Annotated in this window: 14 protein-coding genes; 2 read left to right on the plus strand and 12 right to left on the minus strand. The window is 36.2% G+C overall.

The features are described 5' to 3' along the window. Nucleotides 1-91: 91 nt before the first annotated feature. The 5 genes from metG to I583_RS11395 all read right to left on the minus strand — a co-directional run bounded on the left by metG (nucleotide 92) and on the right by I583_RS11395 (nucleotide 7,312). Entirely contained in the window at nucleotides 92-2,101 is a 2,010-nt protein-coding gene (metG, locus tag I583_RS11375; RefSeq protein WP_010760329.1) for a methionine--tRNA ligase, read from the minus strand. A 161-nt stretch (nucleotides 2,102-2,262) separates the two neighbouring features. Next, a complete protein-coding gene (locus I583_RS11380) occupies nucleotides 2,263-3,441 on the minus strand; it encodes an NAD(P)-dependent malic enzyme (RefSeq protein ID WP_010760328.1) in 1,179 nt (392 codons plus the stop codon). Nucleotides 3,442-3,474: 33 nt separating this feature from the next. Continuing rightward, nucleotides 3,475-4,839 carry a class II fumarate hydratase gene (gene fumC, locus I583_RS11385; protein WP_010760327.1) on the minus strand — a complete coding sequence of 455 codons (1,365 nt, stop codon included), beginning with the start codon at nucleotides 4,837-4,839 and terminating at the stop codon, nucleotides 3,475-3,477. Between the two features lie 137 nt (nucleotides 4,840-4,976). Next, nucleotides 4,977-6,365: an amino acid permease gene (locus I583_RS11390; RefSeq protein WP_010760326.1), complete on the minus strand. Its 1,389-nt coding sequence runs from the start codon at nucleotides 6,363-6,365 to the stop codon at nucleotides 4,977-4,979. An 83-nt stretch (nucleotides 6,366-6,448) separates the two neighbouring features. Continuing rightward, nucleotides 6,449-7,312: a GRP family sugar transporter gene (locus I583_RS11395; RefSeq protein ID WP_010760325.1), complete on the minus strand. Its 864-nt coding sequence runs from the start codon at nucleotides 7,310-7,312 to the stop codon at nucleotides 6,449-6,451. Between the two features lie 199 nt (nucleotides 7,313-7,511). Between I583_RS11395 and I583_RS11400 the strand changes: the two genes are divergently transcribed. After that, on the plus strand, nucleotides 7,512-7,904 hold the full coding sequence (locus I583_RS11400; protein ID WP_010760324.1) for a hypothetical protein: 393 nt from the start codon (nucleotides 7,512-7,514) through the stop codon (nucleotides 7,902-7,904). 164 nt (nucleotides 7,905-8,068) lie between these two features. On the opposite strand, the gene sapS is transcribed toward I583_RS11400, so the two are convergent. The 3 genes from sapS to I583_RS11415 all read right to left on the minus strand — a co-directional run bounded on the left by sapS (nucleotide 8,069) and on the right by I583_RS11415 (nucleotide 10,131). Continuing rightward, complete coding sequence (gene sapS, locus I583_RS11405) at nucleotides 8,069-9,094, minus strand: two-component system sensor histidine kinase SapS (protein WP_010760323.1); 1,026 nt, start codon at nucleotides 9,092-9,094, stop codon at nucleotides 8,069-8,071. A 14-nt stretch (nucleotides 9,095-9,108) separates the two neighbouring features. Beyond that, nucleotides 9,109-9,783 carry a two-component system response regulator SapR gene (gene sapR, locus I583_RS11410; RefSeq protein WP_010760322.1) on the minus strand — a complete coding sequence of 225 codons (675 nt, stop codon included), beginning with the start codon at nucleotides 9,781-9,783 and terminating at the stop codon, nucleotides 9,109-9,111. Nucleotides 9,784-9,921: 138 nt separating this feature from the next. Continuing rightward, on the minus strand, nucleotides 9,922-10,131 hold the full coding sequence (locus tag I583_RS11415) for a hypothetical protein (RefSeq protein WP_010760321.1): 210 nt from the start codon (nucleotides 10,129-10,131) through the stop codon (nucleotides 9,922-9,924). Nucleotides 10,132-10,276: 145 nt separating this feature from the next. On the opposite strand from I583_RS11415, the gene I583_RS17135 reads away from it, so the two are divergent. After that, on the plus strand, nucleotides 10,277-10,393 hold the full coding sequence (locus I583_RS17135; protein ID WP_081631801.1) for an IS3 family transposase: 117 nt from the start codon (nucleotides 10,277-10,279) through the stop codon (nucleotides 10,391-10,393). 171 nt (nucleotides 10,394-10,564) lie between these two features. Here I583_RS17135 and I583_RS11420 read toward each other — a convergent pair whose 3' ends face one another. The 4 genes from I583_RS11420 to I583_RS11435 all read right to left on the minus strand — a co-directional run bounded on the left by I583_RS11420 (nucleotide 10,565) and on the right by I583_RS11435 (nucleotide 14,315). Next, nucleotides 10,565-11,263, minus strand: a complete 699-nt coding sequence (locus I583_RS11420) for a hypothetical protein (protein WP_244264880.1) — start codon at nucleotides 11,261-11,263, stop codon at nucleotides 10,565-10,567. Beyond that, a complete protein-coding gene (locus tag I583_RS11425) occupies nucleotides 11,193-12,395 on the minus strand; it encodes a WxLIP family cell surface protein (protein WP_010760319.1) in 1,203 nt (400 codons plus the stop codon). The genes I583_RS11420 and I583_RS11425 overlap by 71 nt, the downstream gene beginning before the upstream one ends. A gap of 162 nt (nucleotides 12,396-12,557) precedes the next feature. Then, the gene (locus tag I583_RS11430; RefSeq protein WP_010760318.1) at nucleotides 12,558-13,379 is read right to left on the minus strand and encodes a WxL domain-containing protein; all 822 of its coding nucleotides are present in this window, start codon (nucleotides 13,377-13,379) and stop codon (nucleotides 12,558-12,560) included. A 66-nt stretch (nucleotides 13,380-13,445) separates the two neighbouring features. Beyond that, nucleotides 13,446-14,315, minus strand: a complete 870-nt coding sequence (locus I583_RS11435; protein ID WP_010760317.1) for a WxL domain-containing protein — start codon at nucleotides 14,313-14,315, stop codon at nucleotides 13,446-13,448. Nucleotides 14,316-14,331 lie beyond the last annotated feature (16 nt).

Below are 14,331 nucleotides of genomic sequence, written 5' to 3' on the forward strand. Positions count from 1 at the left end.
CGATTTATATAAAAACGACCAGAGTATTTATCTAAATTTGTACTAGACAGATACCCTGGTCGTTTTTATTTAACTATTTTAATCTCTTCAGCTAGGCAATTATTGCACCATTTGGCATTTCTTTTGGTGCATCAATAATTTGTAGCTTACCTTCAGGAGATTCAGCAGAAAGAATCATTCCTTGGCTAATCTGACCACGCATTTTTCTTGGTTTCAAGTTCGCTACGATCACGACTTTTTTACCAATCAAAGCACTTGGATCTGGATAAAATTCTGCAACACCAGAGAGGATTTGACGATCTTGTCCATCTCCTGCATCTAAACGGAACTGCAATAATTTATCTGCGCCTTTGACTTTTTTACAATCAATGACTTCTGCTACTTTTAACTCAACTTTATCAAAATCTTCGTACTTGATTTCTTTCTCTTTTACAGAAACAAGCTCTGTTTCTTCTGGGTCCCATTTGATTTCTTCTGTTGTCGTTTGCGTATTTTGTGACATTTTCTTTTGAATATAAAGCACTTCTGTATCGATCTCTAAACGAGGGAAAATCGGTGTTCCTTTGGCAACAACTTTGATTTCTGTTGGAAACTCACCGAAGTGGATTTCTTCCATATTCATCGTGTCTGGATCTAAGCCTAATTGTTCAAAGATTTTTGTCGGTGTCACAGTCATCACTGGTTGTAAAAGAATCGCTACAATGCGCAAGCTTTCAGCTAAGTGGACCATCACACTGTCTAATTCTTTTTTCTTCTCTTCATCTTTCGCTAAAACCCATGGTTGTGTTTCATCGATATATTTGTTAGCACGTGAAATCAAGGTCCAAACTTCAGCAATTGCTGTGTTGAATTCCATTTTTTCCATTGCTTCATGATATTTACCGATCACATTGGCAGCAGTTGTTGATAATTCACTGTCAAATGGAGTAACTTTTGATGCATATGCTGGAACATGTCCATCACAGTATTTATTGATCATCGCAATTGTACGATTCAATAAATTACCTAAATCGTTAGCCAAATCATAATTCAAACGAGAAACAAAATCTTCCGGAGTAAAGACACCGTCACTACCAAACGGAATGGCACGCAATAAATAATAGCGCAAGGCATCTAATCCGTAGCGATCGACTAGTATTTCTGGATAAACAACATTTCCTTTAGATTTAGACATTTTTCCATCTTTCATCAATAACCAACCATGACCGAAAATTTTCTTCGGTAAAGGTAAATCTAATGCCATCAACATAATTGGCCAATAAATCGTATGGAAACGAACAATCTCTTTTCCAACCATATGAACATCTGCTGGCCAATATTTTTTAAATAAGCTGTCATCTTCTGATCCATAGCCTAACGCTGTGATGTAGTTTGACAACGCGTCGATCCAAACATAAACAACATGTTTTGGATCATTGGATAATGGAATCCCCCATGAGAAGGTCGTACGTGACACAGCTAAATCCTCTAACCCTGGTTTGATGAAATTGTTGATCATTTCGTTCTTACGTGATTCAGGTTGGATAAATTCTGGATGTTCGTTGTAATAGTTCAACAAACGATCTGCATATTTACTCATACGGAAGAAATAAGATTCTTCCTTAACTAATTCAACTTCATGACCGCTCGGTGCTTTACCACCAATCACTTTGCCTTCTTCATCACGATAAACTTCTGCTAACTGTGTTTCAGTAAAATACTCTTCATCTGAAACCGAATACCAACCTTCGTATTCACCAAGGTAGATATCTCCTTGTTCTAACAAACGATCAAAGATCTGCTGAACTGCTTTTTTATGGTAATCATCCGTTGTACGGATAAATTTATCATAGCTGATATCAAGTGTTTTCCATAATTTTTGAACATCTGCCGCCATTTTATCGACATATTCTTTTGGTGTAACACCTAACTCTGAAGCTTTATTTTCAATTTTTTGTCCATGTTCATCCACACCTGTTAAGTAAAATACGTCATAGCCCATCAAACGTTTGTAACGGGCCATCGCATCGCAGGCAATTGTTGTATACGAATTGCCGATATGTAGTTGTCCGCTTGGATAATAAATCGGGGTGGTGATATAAAATGTTTCTTTTTCTGCCATGTAGAAACATCCTCCTTCTAGCATTCTCTTGAATTTACTCCTAAATAGTATACCATACTTGGCTTTATTGAACTAGAAATCCTGATATTTTCTCTAGATAAAAAGGTTCCACCAGCTTCATCTTAGAAAAAACTGGTGGAAACGTCGAATTACCCTTTCGTTTAAGCTCGAATAACACCATCTTGTACGGCCGCTTCGGCGACTTCTCGAATGATGACATCCACTAACTCTTTGTTGAAAGACGACGGAATAATATACTCACTGGTAAGCTCTGAGTCTGGAATAATTTCGGCAATTGCTTTTGCTGCTGCTAGTTTCATGTTTTCAGTAATTTTCGTAGCCTCAGCGATAAAAGCTCCTTTAAACAAACCAGGAAAAGCTAAAACGTTATTGATCTGATTGGGATGATCCGAACGACCCGTTCCAACTACTACTGCGCCTGCATCGATTGCATCTTGATAATCGATTTCTGATTCCGGATTAGCCATTGGAAACACAATAGCTCCAGTATTCATTGAAGCAACCATTTCTTTTGAAACTAGTTTCGGTGCGGAAACGCCTATAAAAACATCCGCTCCTATCATTGCTTCTTCTAAAGAACCATTGAAGTTTTCAGGATTTGTAATCTCTACAATTTCTTTTTCTAAAAAATTCATGGGTCTTTCCATCGTTTTAGACAATACTCCATCAATATTGAATGCCAAGATATTTTTCACACCAAAATAATGCAGCATTTTGATGATTGCACTACCGGCAGCACCGGTTCCTGACACAACAACTTTGATTTCATCAACTTTTTTATTCACAATTTTCAATGCATTGATCAACGCTGCGATCGTTACAATCGCTGTTCCGTGTTGATCGTCATGAAACACAGGAATATCCAATTCTTCGATCAAAGCACGTTCGATTTCTACACAGCGAGGAGCAGAAATATCTTCTAAATTGATCCCGCCAAATGTGGGGGCCATCGCTTTGATAATGTTGATGATTTCTTTAGGGTCTTTTGTATCTAAACAAATTGGGATCGCATCTATTCCAGCAAATTCTTTAAACAATAACGCTTTGCCTTCCATAACGGGTAAAGCAGCTTTTGGACCAATGTCCCCTAAACCAAGAACTGCTGTGCCATCTGTTACGACTGCAACAGTATTTCCTTTCCAAGTGTAGTCATAAACTGAATTTGGATTTTTATGGATTTTTCTACATGGTTCAGCCACTCCTGGTGTGTAAGCTAACGACAAATCCTCTTTTGTTTTTACCTCAACTTTTGAATGAATATCGATTTTCCCACGCCATTGTGCGTGTGCTTTTAAGGCTTTTTCATAAATATCTGTCATGTTTTTTTCCATCCCTTTCTAACTTAACCACGTTTATTTGCCTAACATTTGCTCAGGTTTGACCCAACTGTCGTATTCTTCTTCGGTCACTAGACCTAAAGTCAAAGCTGCTTGTTTTAGCGTTATATTTTCTTCAAAGGCTTTTTTAGCAATCTTGGCCCCATTATCGTAACCGATATGTCCGTTTAATGCTGTTATAAGCATCAAAGATTGTTCCACATATTGATTCATTTTTTCCTGATCTGCCTTGATCCCAACCAAACAGTTTTGATCAAAAGAACGTAACCCATCCGTTAATAATTCAATACTTTGGATCAAATTATATGCCATTACTGGCATATAGACATTCAATTCAAAATTCCCCTGCGAAGCACCGATTCCAATCGTTGTATCATTTCCCATGACTTGAATCGCAATCATGGTCAATGCTTCACATTGCGTTGGATTGATTTTACCAGGCATGATCGAGCTACCTGGTTCGTTGGCCGGAATCGTAATCTCTCCTAACCCACTTCTTGGACCACTTGCCATCCAACGAATATCATTGGCCATTTTCATGACATTGGCGGCAAGTGCCTTTAATGCTCCTGAGGTAAAAACGACAGCATCTTTGCTGGCTAATCCGTGGAATTTATTTGGATCTTCTGAAAATTGATTGTTGGTCTCCTCATTCAAGTACTTAAAGAATAATGCAACATATTCTTTCGAGGCATTCAGCCCAGTTCCTACAGCAGTGCCTCCTATTGCTAGTTGCTTTAGCTCATCCAAAGTCAACGCCAACATTCGATAACTATGTTCTAAACCAGAGCGCCAGCCGCTGATTTCTTGAGAAAAAGTCACCGGTGTTGCATCTTGCAAATGCGTTCGGCCGATTTTTATAATTTTTTCATTTTCAGCTTCAAGTTTTTTTAGCGTTTGAATCATTTGATTGATCACTGGGAATAACTGCTGTTGAACTAAGTTAACTCCGGCTATATGAATCGCCGTTGGAAAAACATCATTTGAGCTTTGAGACATATTGACATGATCATTTGGATGAACTGTCACACCTGATTGAGCCGCTAAATGAGCAATAACTTCATTAACATTCATATTCGTTTGTGTGCCGCTGCCTGTTTGCCATAAAGATAAAGGAAAATGTTCGTCTACTGTCCCTTTAATAATTTTATCTGCTGCTTGTTGAATCGCTTGGCTAGTTGTTGTTTCTAATTTTCCAGTTGCTTCATTTGCTTTAGCTGCATTCTTTTTTACCAATGCTAATGCCTGAATAAGTGCCTTGGGCATTTTTTCTATACCGATATTAAAGTTTTTGCGGCTACGCTCAGTTTGAGCACCCCAAAGTGCCGTTTCTGGCACTTGAATCTCTCCCATAGAATCATGTTCGATACGATATGACATTCTTTCACTACTCCTCTTTTCTTCTCTAGTTACTATCACTATACTGTAAACGAAACACGATTTACAGTGAAATTCTTTTTTTTGTGAAGAAACAACAGAAAAAAATCAGTAACCGTTACGATCACTGATTTCTTTCTTTAATTTTTGATTTTACCTTCGTTACTATGTTTATATCCATACGCAAAATAAATAACAAAGCCTAACACCAATGCTATTGCGAAAGCCTTCCAAGTTGCCGCTTGTAATTGCAACATCAAACCAATACTAACAATGACAAGCAAAATGGGAACAAACGGAACAAATGGAATTTTAAATTCCCCAGGTTTAGGATCGCCAGCTACTTTTCTCAGGCGAATAATACCAATCGCCATCACGATCAAGTACATCAACGTCACAATATTTGTCAACTCAGCCAAAAGCTCCATCGGAACGAGGCCTGCAAAAATCATTGTACAAACACCTGCTACATACGTTGCATTTTTCGGTGTGCGATTTTTTTCATCGATCTTACTCATAAATTTCGGCAACAATCCATCTTTACTGATCGCATAAATGATTCTAGCTAAACTGTACATCATTGAAATTGTTACGGTTAACAGCGTTAAAATCGCTCCAACAGAAATCACTCCCGCCACACCATCACGTTGCACAAAACGCATCGCAAACGCTACTGGATCTTTCACACCAAGTGCATCAAACGGTACGATTCCTGTTAAAATCAATGTTACGATCACATATAAGACAGTAGCTATGATAATCGAACCAATGATTCCTTTCGGGATATCCTTTTGTGGATTTTTCACTTCTTCAGCTGTCATACTAACCGCATCAAACCCTAAAAAAGCAAAGAAAACAACCGCTGCACCACTGACAACACCAGAAAAACCAAATGGTATAAATGGCTGCCAATTGTCTGGTTTAACATAAAAAATACCGACAACTAAAAAGAGCGCAATGATCCCAAACTTTACAAAAACCATCACGTTATTTAAGCGTAAAGCAGTTTTGGCTTCTAAAGAGACCCAAAACATAACAGCTAAAAGAACTAGCATTGCAATCAAATCAACATATGTACCATTGTCTGGATTATACGCCCCGCTTAACGCTTTTGGTAAATCAACCCCAAGACTATTCAAAAATCCATGCACATAACCAGACCAGCCTGATGCCACAGACGAAACTGCTAAAAAGAATTCACAGATCACTAACCAACCTGTCATCCAAGCAACTAATTCTCCAAAAACCACATACATATACGCATAGGGACCACCAATTGCTGGGATTCTTGAGGCAAACTCTGCATAGCATAATCCTGCTAAAACAATTGCTCCTGCCGCAACTAAAAACGAAAGTGACAGTGCAGGACCTGCATATTGTTCTGCTGCAACACCTGTCACAACAAAAATTCCAGTTCCAACAATCGCACCGATCCCAAGCATGATCAGATCCATTGTTTTTAAATCCTTTTTCATCGAACTTGGCTCACTTGATACTGCCGTCAGCTCTTTTTTCCGAAACATCGACATTTCTTTTCCTCCAATAAATCAATCCATTTTCTCGTTTTCATAATTGCAAAATTTCCTTATAAAAATAAGCGTAAATAGGACATTTACGCTTTCATATACCCTAAAAGGATACCACCTAAAATGACGAATAGGCAACCAATTATCACATATCTCATTTCTTTTTTAGACTTGCGTTCACCAAGTAAGTAGATTCCACCTAAAGTTGAGATGATGATTCCCATTTGCGACAAGGAGAAACTGATTGCTAAACCAATTTGACGCATCGTTAGCAACATACAAATATTCCCTAAGCCCCATAACAGTCCGCAACTCATATTTCGCCAAACATAACGGTCCAGTTTAACCTTTTTAAATGCAAAGAAACTAGCACCAATCACCATACCAATACTTTGTGGTAAAATGATCCCCATCGGATCAAGCCCAGCCGCATTGATAATAATTGTATACGCCCCATAACCGATCGTTGAAACGACCAATGCACGCAATCCCTTATTAAAATCAAACATTTTATTGGTCGTTTTCACACCACTATCATCATCCTGTCGAGCTGTCAAATAAGCACCCAACACCAGTAAACCAAGCGCAACAAATCCTAAAAGAAAATCTCTGCTGCCTTTCCATTCATGAAAAAACACAGCACCAGCAATCGTATTAACTGTCAGCTGCATTCCAGTTGAAACAGGCAATCCTACAGATACGCCTAAATATTTCATGCCGTGAAATTGCTGATTTTGTCCAACACTCCAGAATAAACCTGATAAAATACCGATCACAATCATTTGGCTATTGATCATCGGTTGAACAACAAAAAATACCATTACCGAAAAGAACAAAGCGCCAATGGTCATGCCGAGTGTCTGCTGATTTGCACTACCACCCATTTTACCACTAACAAGACCAATACTGCCCCAGGCAAACATTGGAATCAACGCCACTAATATCTCCATAATATGCTCCTATCAAAAATATGATACATTTAGTCTAACAATAAAAGCGTTTGCTATACAACTATAAGATAGGAAAAATTTTAATAGAATTTCTCTCATTTTTCTTTGGATAAATGATTGAAATCATATCGTTTGCTGTTACGATTTATGTATATCTTATTTAGCTAAATGTACAAATAAAAAGAAATGGAGAATTGAGTTGAAATTTATATCCTACTTTTTTGTCAGCATAGTTCTGTTAACCTTCTTGGTAAGTTGTAGACAATCTAAAGATAAAACTACCTCAAGTAATCAGTCCATATTTGTTGGAACTTGGGAAACAGCAGACACTTCTAAACAAAAAGTTACTATAACAGAAAACAAGGAACATTTATTTAATCTGGCTTTTAAAAATTTTGATTTTCCAGAAAGTAGCAATCTCATTGCTACTGAATATACTAATAAAGAACTTATTTTAAAATCTAATGACAAAAGTTTCATTTACTCATTTCATGTAATTGAAAAAAATAGGTTGGAGTTTTACTTTTCTTCCAATTCCGATGAGAATCTTGTTGGTGAATCACCTCCAATAACATTAAAAAAAGTTAAGTAGAATTCGCTCCTTTGTTTCACGCTTTTTCAAAGAATTTATTTGTTTGGTAGAAGCTGAACAAATCAAAATCGAAAAAATAGATCTTCAAAGAAAAGTAACCATTCACCTTACTAAACAGTAAAAATAGTGTTGAGAAATAAATCAACTATTTCTCAACACTATTTTTATCTTCTCTCATTAAAATAACTCAAAAACGGAAACAACAGTTTCATCGTCGTGCCTTCTCCTTCAACTGATTCCACCGTTAATTGATGTCCTAGCTTGTCCGCAAGGCTTTTCGCTAAATATAGCCCTAAACCAGTTGAATGCTGTTCACTTGTCCGTCCGTTTTCTCCTGTAAAGCCTTTGTCAAAAATACGGCGTTGATCTTCTTTAGGAACACCAATTCCCGTATCTTTCAACGACAACCAAGCTCCTTCTTTAGTACGTGAAAAGGTGACGATGATCTCACCGCCAGCAGGTGTATACTTGATTGCATTACTGACCAATTGTTTAAATATAAAAGCAACCCACTTGGCATCAGTTAAGATCATTTGATCGTTTCCTTCTATAGAAAAGCGTAAATTCTTTTGAATAAAATAATTGCCTTGTGTACGAATCACTGATTGTACAATTTCTTTTAGTGAATACTCTTGAATCAAATAGTCCCGTGAAAAGCTGTCTAATCTAGCGTAATAAAGAACTTGTTCTACATACTCATCGATTTTACTTAACTCATTTTCGACTAAATAATATTTCTTTTCTGGAATATCATCTTCAATCGATTGTAAAATCAAATTCACGGCAGCAAGTGGTACTTTAATTTCGTGGACCCATGAATCGATATAATCTTTTTGATCCTGTTGATTATTGATTGCTTGTTGCATAACTTGCTGGTGCTCTACTAGTAAACCGTTGATATAATTTTGGACTAATAGCTCTTCTGACTTTGAAGCTTCTCCCAAATAATGCTCCAATGAAGGGGGATGCTCTGAAATATCCAAAGAGCACCACCAACGTTTTTTCAAGGAATAATCAATTGTTAAAAAAAGGAGTAAAAATAATCCTTGCAATAATACCAAATAACCAATGACCGATGGATTCACAACCATATCTGGAGATAGCCACAAAATAAAACAAGTCACTCCTATAAAAAATAGCCAGCCAATCAGCAGAAGCCAATGATCTTTTAAATACTTACCAATTGTCATTTTCTTCTCCTATCCTATGGTACGATGTAACCTTGTCCCACTTTTGTCTCAATATATCCTTCCAGGCCTGCCTGCTCGATTTTTTTTCTCAAACGATTGATGTTCACAGTCAATGTATTATCATCTACAAAGCGCTCATCTTCCCACAAGGCACGCAATAATTTTTCTCTCGTTAAAATTTTACCGTGTTTCTTGATCAAGATATACAATAAGCGATATTCATTTTTACTTAAGTCGATCACTTCGCCATTGATTTCCATACTGCCGTTATCAACGTTTAACGTAATTCCATTGTGGGACATAATCTCACTGCCCACTTCAGAATAATTATATGAACGACGTAACAAGGCATTGATTTTTGCGATCAGTACATCAATTTGAAATGGCTTCGTGACAAAATCATCAGCGCCCATATTCATAGCCATGATCATATCCATATTTGTATTCCGGCTGGAAATAAAAATAATCGGAATTTTAGAAATCTCACGGATCTTCTGACACCAATAGTAGCCATCAAAAACGGGAAGATTGATATCCAACAAAACTAGTTGTGGATCTTCACGTTGAAAATCTTCTAAAACAGCGTTAAAGTCAGTCGTTCCAAATGTGTCAAATTGCCATTTCTGCAATTCTTCGCTGATTAGCTCGCGAATCGTTGTTTCATCTTCTATAATCATGATTTTTGCCATTATTTGCCCTCCAGTTGTTTCTTTCTATTGTACCTTATCAGAAAACCTGCGTCATTCATATAGGACTTTTAGCCGACTTTTTAACAGAAAAAAAAGAATGAAATAAAACCAATAACGGTTTTTCCACTCTTTCATACTTCACTCCAAAACAGCAACGCCATTATCTGATATCGCTTTTCCAATAAATAAAAAGACTCCATCTAAAAGTAAAATCGTCATATTTACACCAAAAAATATTGACAATTTTTCGATTCCTTGGATTTTTTCTTTTGTCTTAAGAATCAGATATAAAATAAAATTACTGCCATATGTGAAAATTGTCAGCACTATAACTAGTTCTATTAACATTTTTTCACTCCCACAAACTCATTCATTTTTGTATACACTTACATTTTACGCTAATACAGTTTTTTTTTAAAGGAAATAATATCTATAAATTTTCTGAATCGGTAAAATGAAAAGTGACTAGAACAAAAATATTTTTTTACAAGAAATGTATTATAGTCGTAGTTTTTCTAGCCTTGAGGAATTAAAACGAGCTGTTACAAATTATATTGATTATTACAATCATCATCGATTTCATTCCTTGAATTTTCTTTACCAACATTAGTTAACAAAGAATCAAAAAAAACTGGATAAAACTCAATGAGCTTTGTCCAGCCTACTAAAATTGCTTAATATTGCTTTAAGTTGGTTATTTAGACTCTAAAAAACAATAGGGTTCTGTCCCCTGTTTCTCAATTTTTCGTTTACCTTATCTTAATTTTTAGCAACCATCCATTTACTTATTAAAAACAAAAGGAAGACGTTCAGATGAAAAATAAGCATGATTTAAATATAAGACTTGCTTACTCTTCTCAAACGATATTGGTTCCAATGTGAAATGAAAATAATCATCAATATTCTTTTTACCAAATATTTTTTTCATCCCTGATTCTGTGTATTCAATGTGTAGGATCTTTTTATCATCCGTAATTTTTTTGTACAAAGGATTTTCTTTTTGTAATGCAGAAATTTCCGTTTCTGGAATCTTTTGTTTATCTAAAAGAATTTGAACTTTTGTTTGTTTCCCCTCATAGGTATTGATACCTGCTGCTTGCCACTGCCCTTTATAAATAAATGTATAGCCTTTGACACCCTGATAATTCTCTATTTTAGCTGTCCATGATTTTCCTTCACTTGATAAATTCATTCCAAGTTCAGGATTGCCCCAAGTTCCACTGATTTTAGGTGAAAAAGGGTAGAAAAGATAACTTCCGATTCCGACTCCGATAAGCACTATAATCAATAATCCAAGCAAAACATAAAACATTGCTGGTCTAACTATAATTTCTTCAACTGACTCATCATCCATGTCCGTCTCATGTTCTAGCATACATTCTTCAGATAACTCCAGCTCTTCAAAACGACTATCTTTTTCGTTTTCCAGATTGTGCAGCTGGTTTTCTTTTTGCTCCTGATGGTTGCCTTCCTGATCCATTCCTTGCTTCCTTTCCTTTTTTATTAGCTGGTCGTTTGCCTTTAGCTTTTTTTCTACGTTGTTTTTTCTTACGTTTTTTTGATAAAGTAACTAATAAAATAATAATCAAAAGTAATAAAATAGCAGCCCCGATTGATCCATAAATGATATATTTCATATAATCTTTTTCTAAATCAACAGCTTTTGCATTTAATTCTTTGGCTTCTTTCGCACTGATCGTAAAGTTCTGTTTAAAGTTCCAAGTTTGACCCGTGACCTCTGATTTTGCAGTCATTTCTAATTGATAACTTCCTGCTTCGAACGGTTTGTTATCCCATGAAATCGCATAGTCAAAGTTTGTATTTGGTGCTACTCGATAATTACTGACCTTATGTTCGTGAAGTACGTCAGAACTGCCTTTTTTCATGATTTTTGCATCATATGTTACTTTATCAATAATTGTCGGTGTAGGATTTTGTAAATTAACTTTTACTGCATTTCTGCCAACGACTTGTGATGCTAAGATCTTCTTTACTTTTAGATCTGATTTTGGAAGTTCCTCATTTTCACGTATTCTCATTGCAATCGTATATGCATACTTATTTGCTATGCTAAAGCCGCTATCTTCTTTTTCTGATTTTGAGTTACCTTCCTTCTCTCCTTCAGCATCTGTTACTCGAATACCGCCATATACAATCCCTTCAAAAGGTTCTGTCGGAATCGTTAAATTAATCTTAACGTCTGCTTCACTTTTAGCAGGTATACTTATAAATTCATCCGTTTTAGCAATATCCGATAATGGTAATGTCATGCTTTCATCACGTTTTGAAGCATCCAAGGCATAGACAAACGAACCACTTGCCCCTGTATAAGCAGGATTGATTTCGATTTTTGCTGTCGTTTCTTTATCACCCATATTATAGACTTTCAACGTCAATTCTTGTGTTTGACCAGGTTTTACCTCTAAGTCATAATAGCCCGCATCTTTTGTCAGCTGATTATCTGGTAATTCTGCTTTAACAGATAAATTAGATTCTTCGCCTTCTGCATAGGTATTCACGGGAATTAAAAAACAAAGTATAGTTATTAAACTAAATAAAAAAAAGCTCTTCTTAAATAAAGAAGTATGTATTTTCAGAGTTACGTTTTGCATGATTACTTTCCTCTCAGTTGCTTGATTTACGAATGAAAAAGGTAGGTGTAAAAGGATAAAATTTCTCGTTTTTACACCACCATTTATTCGTATTTAGAGGGTGTGGCGAAACCATCTTAATGTTTCGCCACAGCCCTCTTAGATGTTTATTTAATATCTCTTTTATGGCTCTACAGTTAATGTCCATGTAAGTTTTGTAGAGTAAGCTTTAGCTTGTGCTTTATCAGATGCAGGAACATTTAATTGTACATCATCATATCTACTAGTTAACTCTGGTGCTGATGCTGCATCTGGTCCATAGTTCTTTGCATCATAAGCCTTTTTGAAAACAACAGATGAAATCGAGCCATTCGTTGTTCCTTCATCTGTGTCTACCATTTTTGAAGAAAAGATGCCTAGTGAATCTGGCGTATCACCAGTTACTGGAATCACAGCATGTCCATTTTCAGGAATCGCCACCCCTGTTACCATGTTACTAGCATTAGACTCATTTAAATTATTTGTAAACGATTGATTGAAAATGCGAATACGTGAATTAGTCAGCTCATGACCACCCGTTTCTTTGAACGTTGTATCTTGAGTTACTGAGACCTTCCAATCTGTTGCACGTTTTCCTGAAAAATCTCCCACTTGGACAAACAAAGGTATAGCATACTTAGTTTCTTGATTTTTTGCGTATGCATATGATTCATGGACAACATTTAAGTCATCCCCTTTTGCTTTTAATTCGTTTTCACCAAAATCAAATATTGGTGCATGTAGTAACTGTACGCCACCAACCTTTGTTTGGCCACCATCGATTACAATCTCGTCGTCTGTTCCTGGCTTGACAGGATCCACAAGATCTTTTGGCACTTCAAAATTTGCTTTCCCATCTGATTGTACAGAATTTGTTTCTGGTGCTGCAGATACGATTTGTGCTGTTGCAAATAAACTTGTTAATGCCATTGCACAAATTCCACTATATATAATTGATTTTTTCATTTTTTTTCCTCCTTGATTTTAAAACCTCTTAAAATAAATACCCCTTTTGTTTGTAACTATTTGCTACTATTCAGCTGTTTCTGGTGTTTCTGGTGTTCCTGGTTCTACAGTTAGTGTCCAAGTTAATTGTGTCGTATATGTTTTAGCTTTTGCTTGATCACTCGCTGGAACGTTTAGTTTTACGCCTTCATAAGCGGCTGTTTTTGGTGTTTTTTCTGGATTATAATTCTCTGCTAAATAACCATCACTGAAGACTGCTGATGTTGTTGAAGCATTGGTGAAACCTGCTTTTGTATTACTCAATACAGTTAGTTCTCCTTCTTTTTCGCCAGTTAATGGAATAACAGCGTGTCTAGCAGTTCCATTTTCTTCACCAACTCCAACTTCAACACCTTTAATATTATCTCCTAGCTCTTGAGTGTTTTTTAATGAGTTAGTAAATGTATTACCATAAATACGAATACGTGTATTGTTTAATACTGAACTTCCAGCTTCAAAGGGATTATCTTGAACAACTGATAATTTCCAAGTCGCTTGTTCATTACCTGAAACATCACTTACTTGAACTGAATGTGGCATGTAGAAAACATCTTCTGTGCCTTTCAATTTACGCTCTTCTGTATAAGCTTCGTAGTCTACAGTTTTGACACTTGTTTTGTTCTCTGTTCCAAAAGAGAAGTTTGGTAAATGGGTAACATAGATTCCACCGTTATTTGGTAACGGGATAGGCTTACCGTCCTCATCCTTATCGTCTTCAAGATCTTCGCCATCTTTAGGACCTTTTTCTGGTTTCGTTGTTCCTGGTTTTTCCCCGGCTGTAAAACCAACTTCCCCAGTTGTTTTACTACTTTCTAAGTTTTCAGCAGAAGCAAATTGTGCCCCAACTGATAAAACCATAACGCTTAATAATAGACTTGCTAACATTCTTTTCTTCATTTTGTACTCCTCTTTC

The sequence above is a fragment of the Enterococcus haemoperoxidus ATCC BAA-382 genome (assembly GCF_000407165.1).
GTDB classification, from domain to species: Bacteria; Bacillota; Bacilli; order Lactobacillales; family Enterococcaceae; genus Enterococcus_L; species Enterococcus_L haemoperoxidus.

What these genes read in the sequence shown, in the direction of transcription:
- metG (WP_010760329.1), bottom strand. Translation starts at nt 2,101, where the DNA reads ATGGCAGAAAAAGAAACATTTTATATCACCACCCCGATTTATTATCCA.
- I583_RS11380 (WP_010760328.1), bottom strand. Translation starts at nt 3,441, where the DNA reads ATGACAGATATTTATGAAAAAGCCTTAAAAGCACACGCACAATGGCGT.
- fumC (WP_010760327.1), bottom strand. Translation starts at nt 4,839, where the DNA reads ATGTCATATCGTATCGAACATGATTCTATGGGAGAGATTCAAGTGCCA.
- I583_RS11390 (WP_010760326.1), bottom strand. Translation starts at nt 6,365, where the DNA reads ATGTCGATGTTTCGGAAAAAAGAGCTGACGGCAGTATCAAGTGAGCCA.
- I583_RS11395 (WP_010760325.1), bottom strand. Translation starts at nt 7,312, where the DNA reads ATGGAGATATTAGTGGCGTTGATTCCAATGTTTGCCTGGGGCAGTATT.
- sapS (WP_010760323.1), bottom strand. Translation starts at nt 9,094, where the DNA reads ATGACAATTGGTAAGTATTTAAAAGATCATTGGCTTCTGCTGATTGGC.
- sapR (WP_010760322.1), bottom strand. Translation starts at nt 9,783, where the DNA reads ATGGCAAAAATCATGATTATAGAAGATGAAACAACGATTCGCGAGCTA.
- I583_RS11415 (WP_010760321.1), bottom strand. Translation starts at nt 10,131, where the DNA reads ATGTTAATAGAACTAGTTATAGTGCTGACAATTTTCACATATGGCAGT.
- I583_RS17135 (WP_081631801.1), top strand. Translation starts at nt 10,277, where the DNA reads ATGTATTATAGTCGTAGTTTTTCTAGCCTTGAGGAATTAAAACGAGCT.
- I583_RS11420 (WP_244264880.1), bottom strand. Translation starts at nt 11,263, where the DNA reads ATGGATCAGGAAGGCAACCATCAGGAGCAAAAAGAAAACCAGCTGCAC.
- I583_RS11425 (WP_010760319.1), bottom strand. Translation starts at nt 12,395, where the DNA reads ATGCAAAACGTAACTCTGAAAATACATACTTCTTTATTTAAGAAGAGC.
- I583_RS11430 (WP_010760318.1), bottom strand. Translation starts at nt 13,379, where the DNA reads ATGAAAAAATCAATTATATATAGTGGAATTTGTGCAATGGCATTAACA.
- I583_RS11435 (WP_010760317.1), bottom strand. Translation starts at nt 14,315, where the DNA reads ATGAAGAAAAGAATGTTAGCAAGTCTATTATTAAGCGTTATGGTTTTA.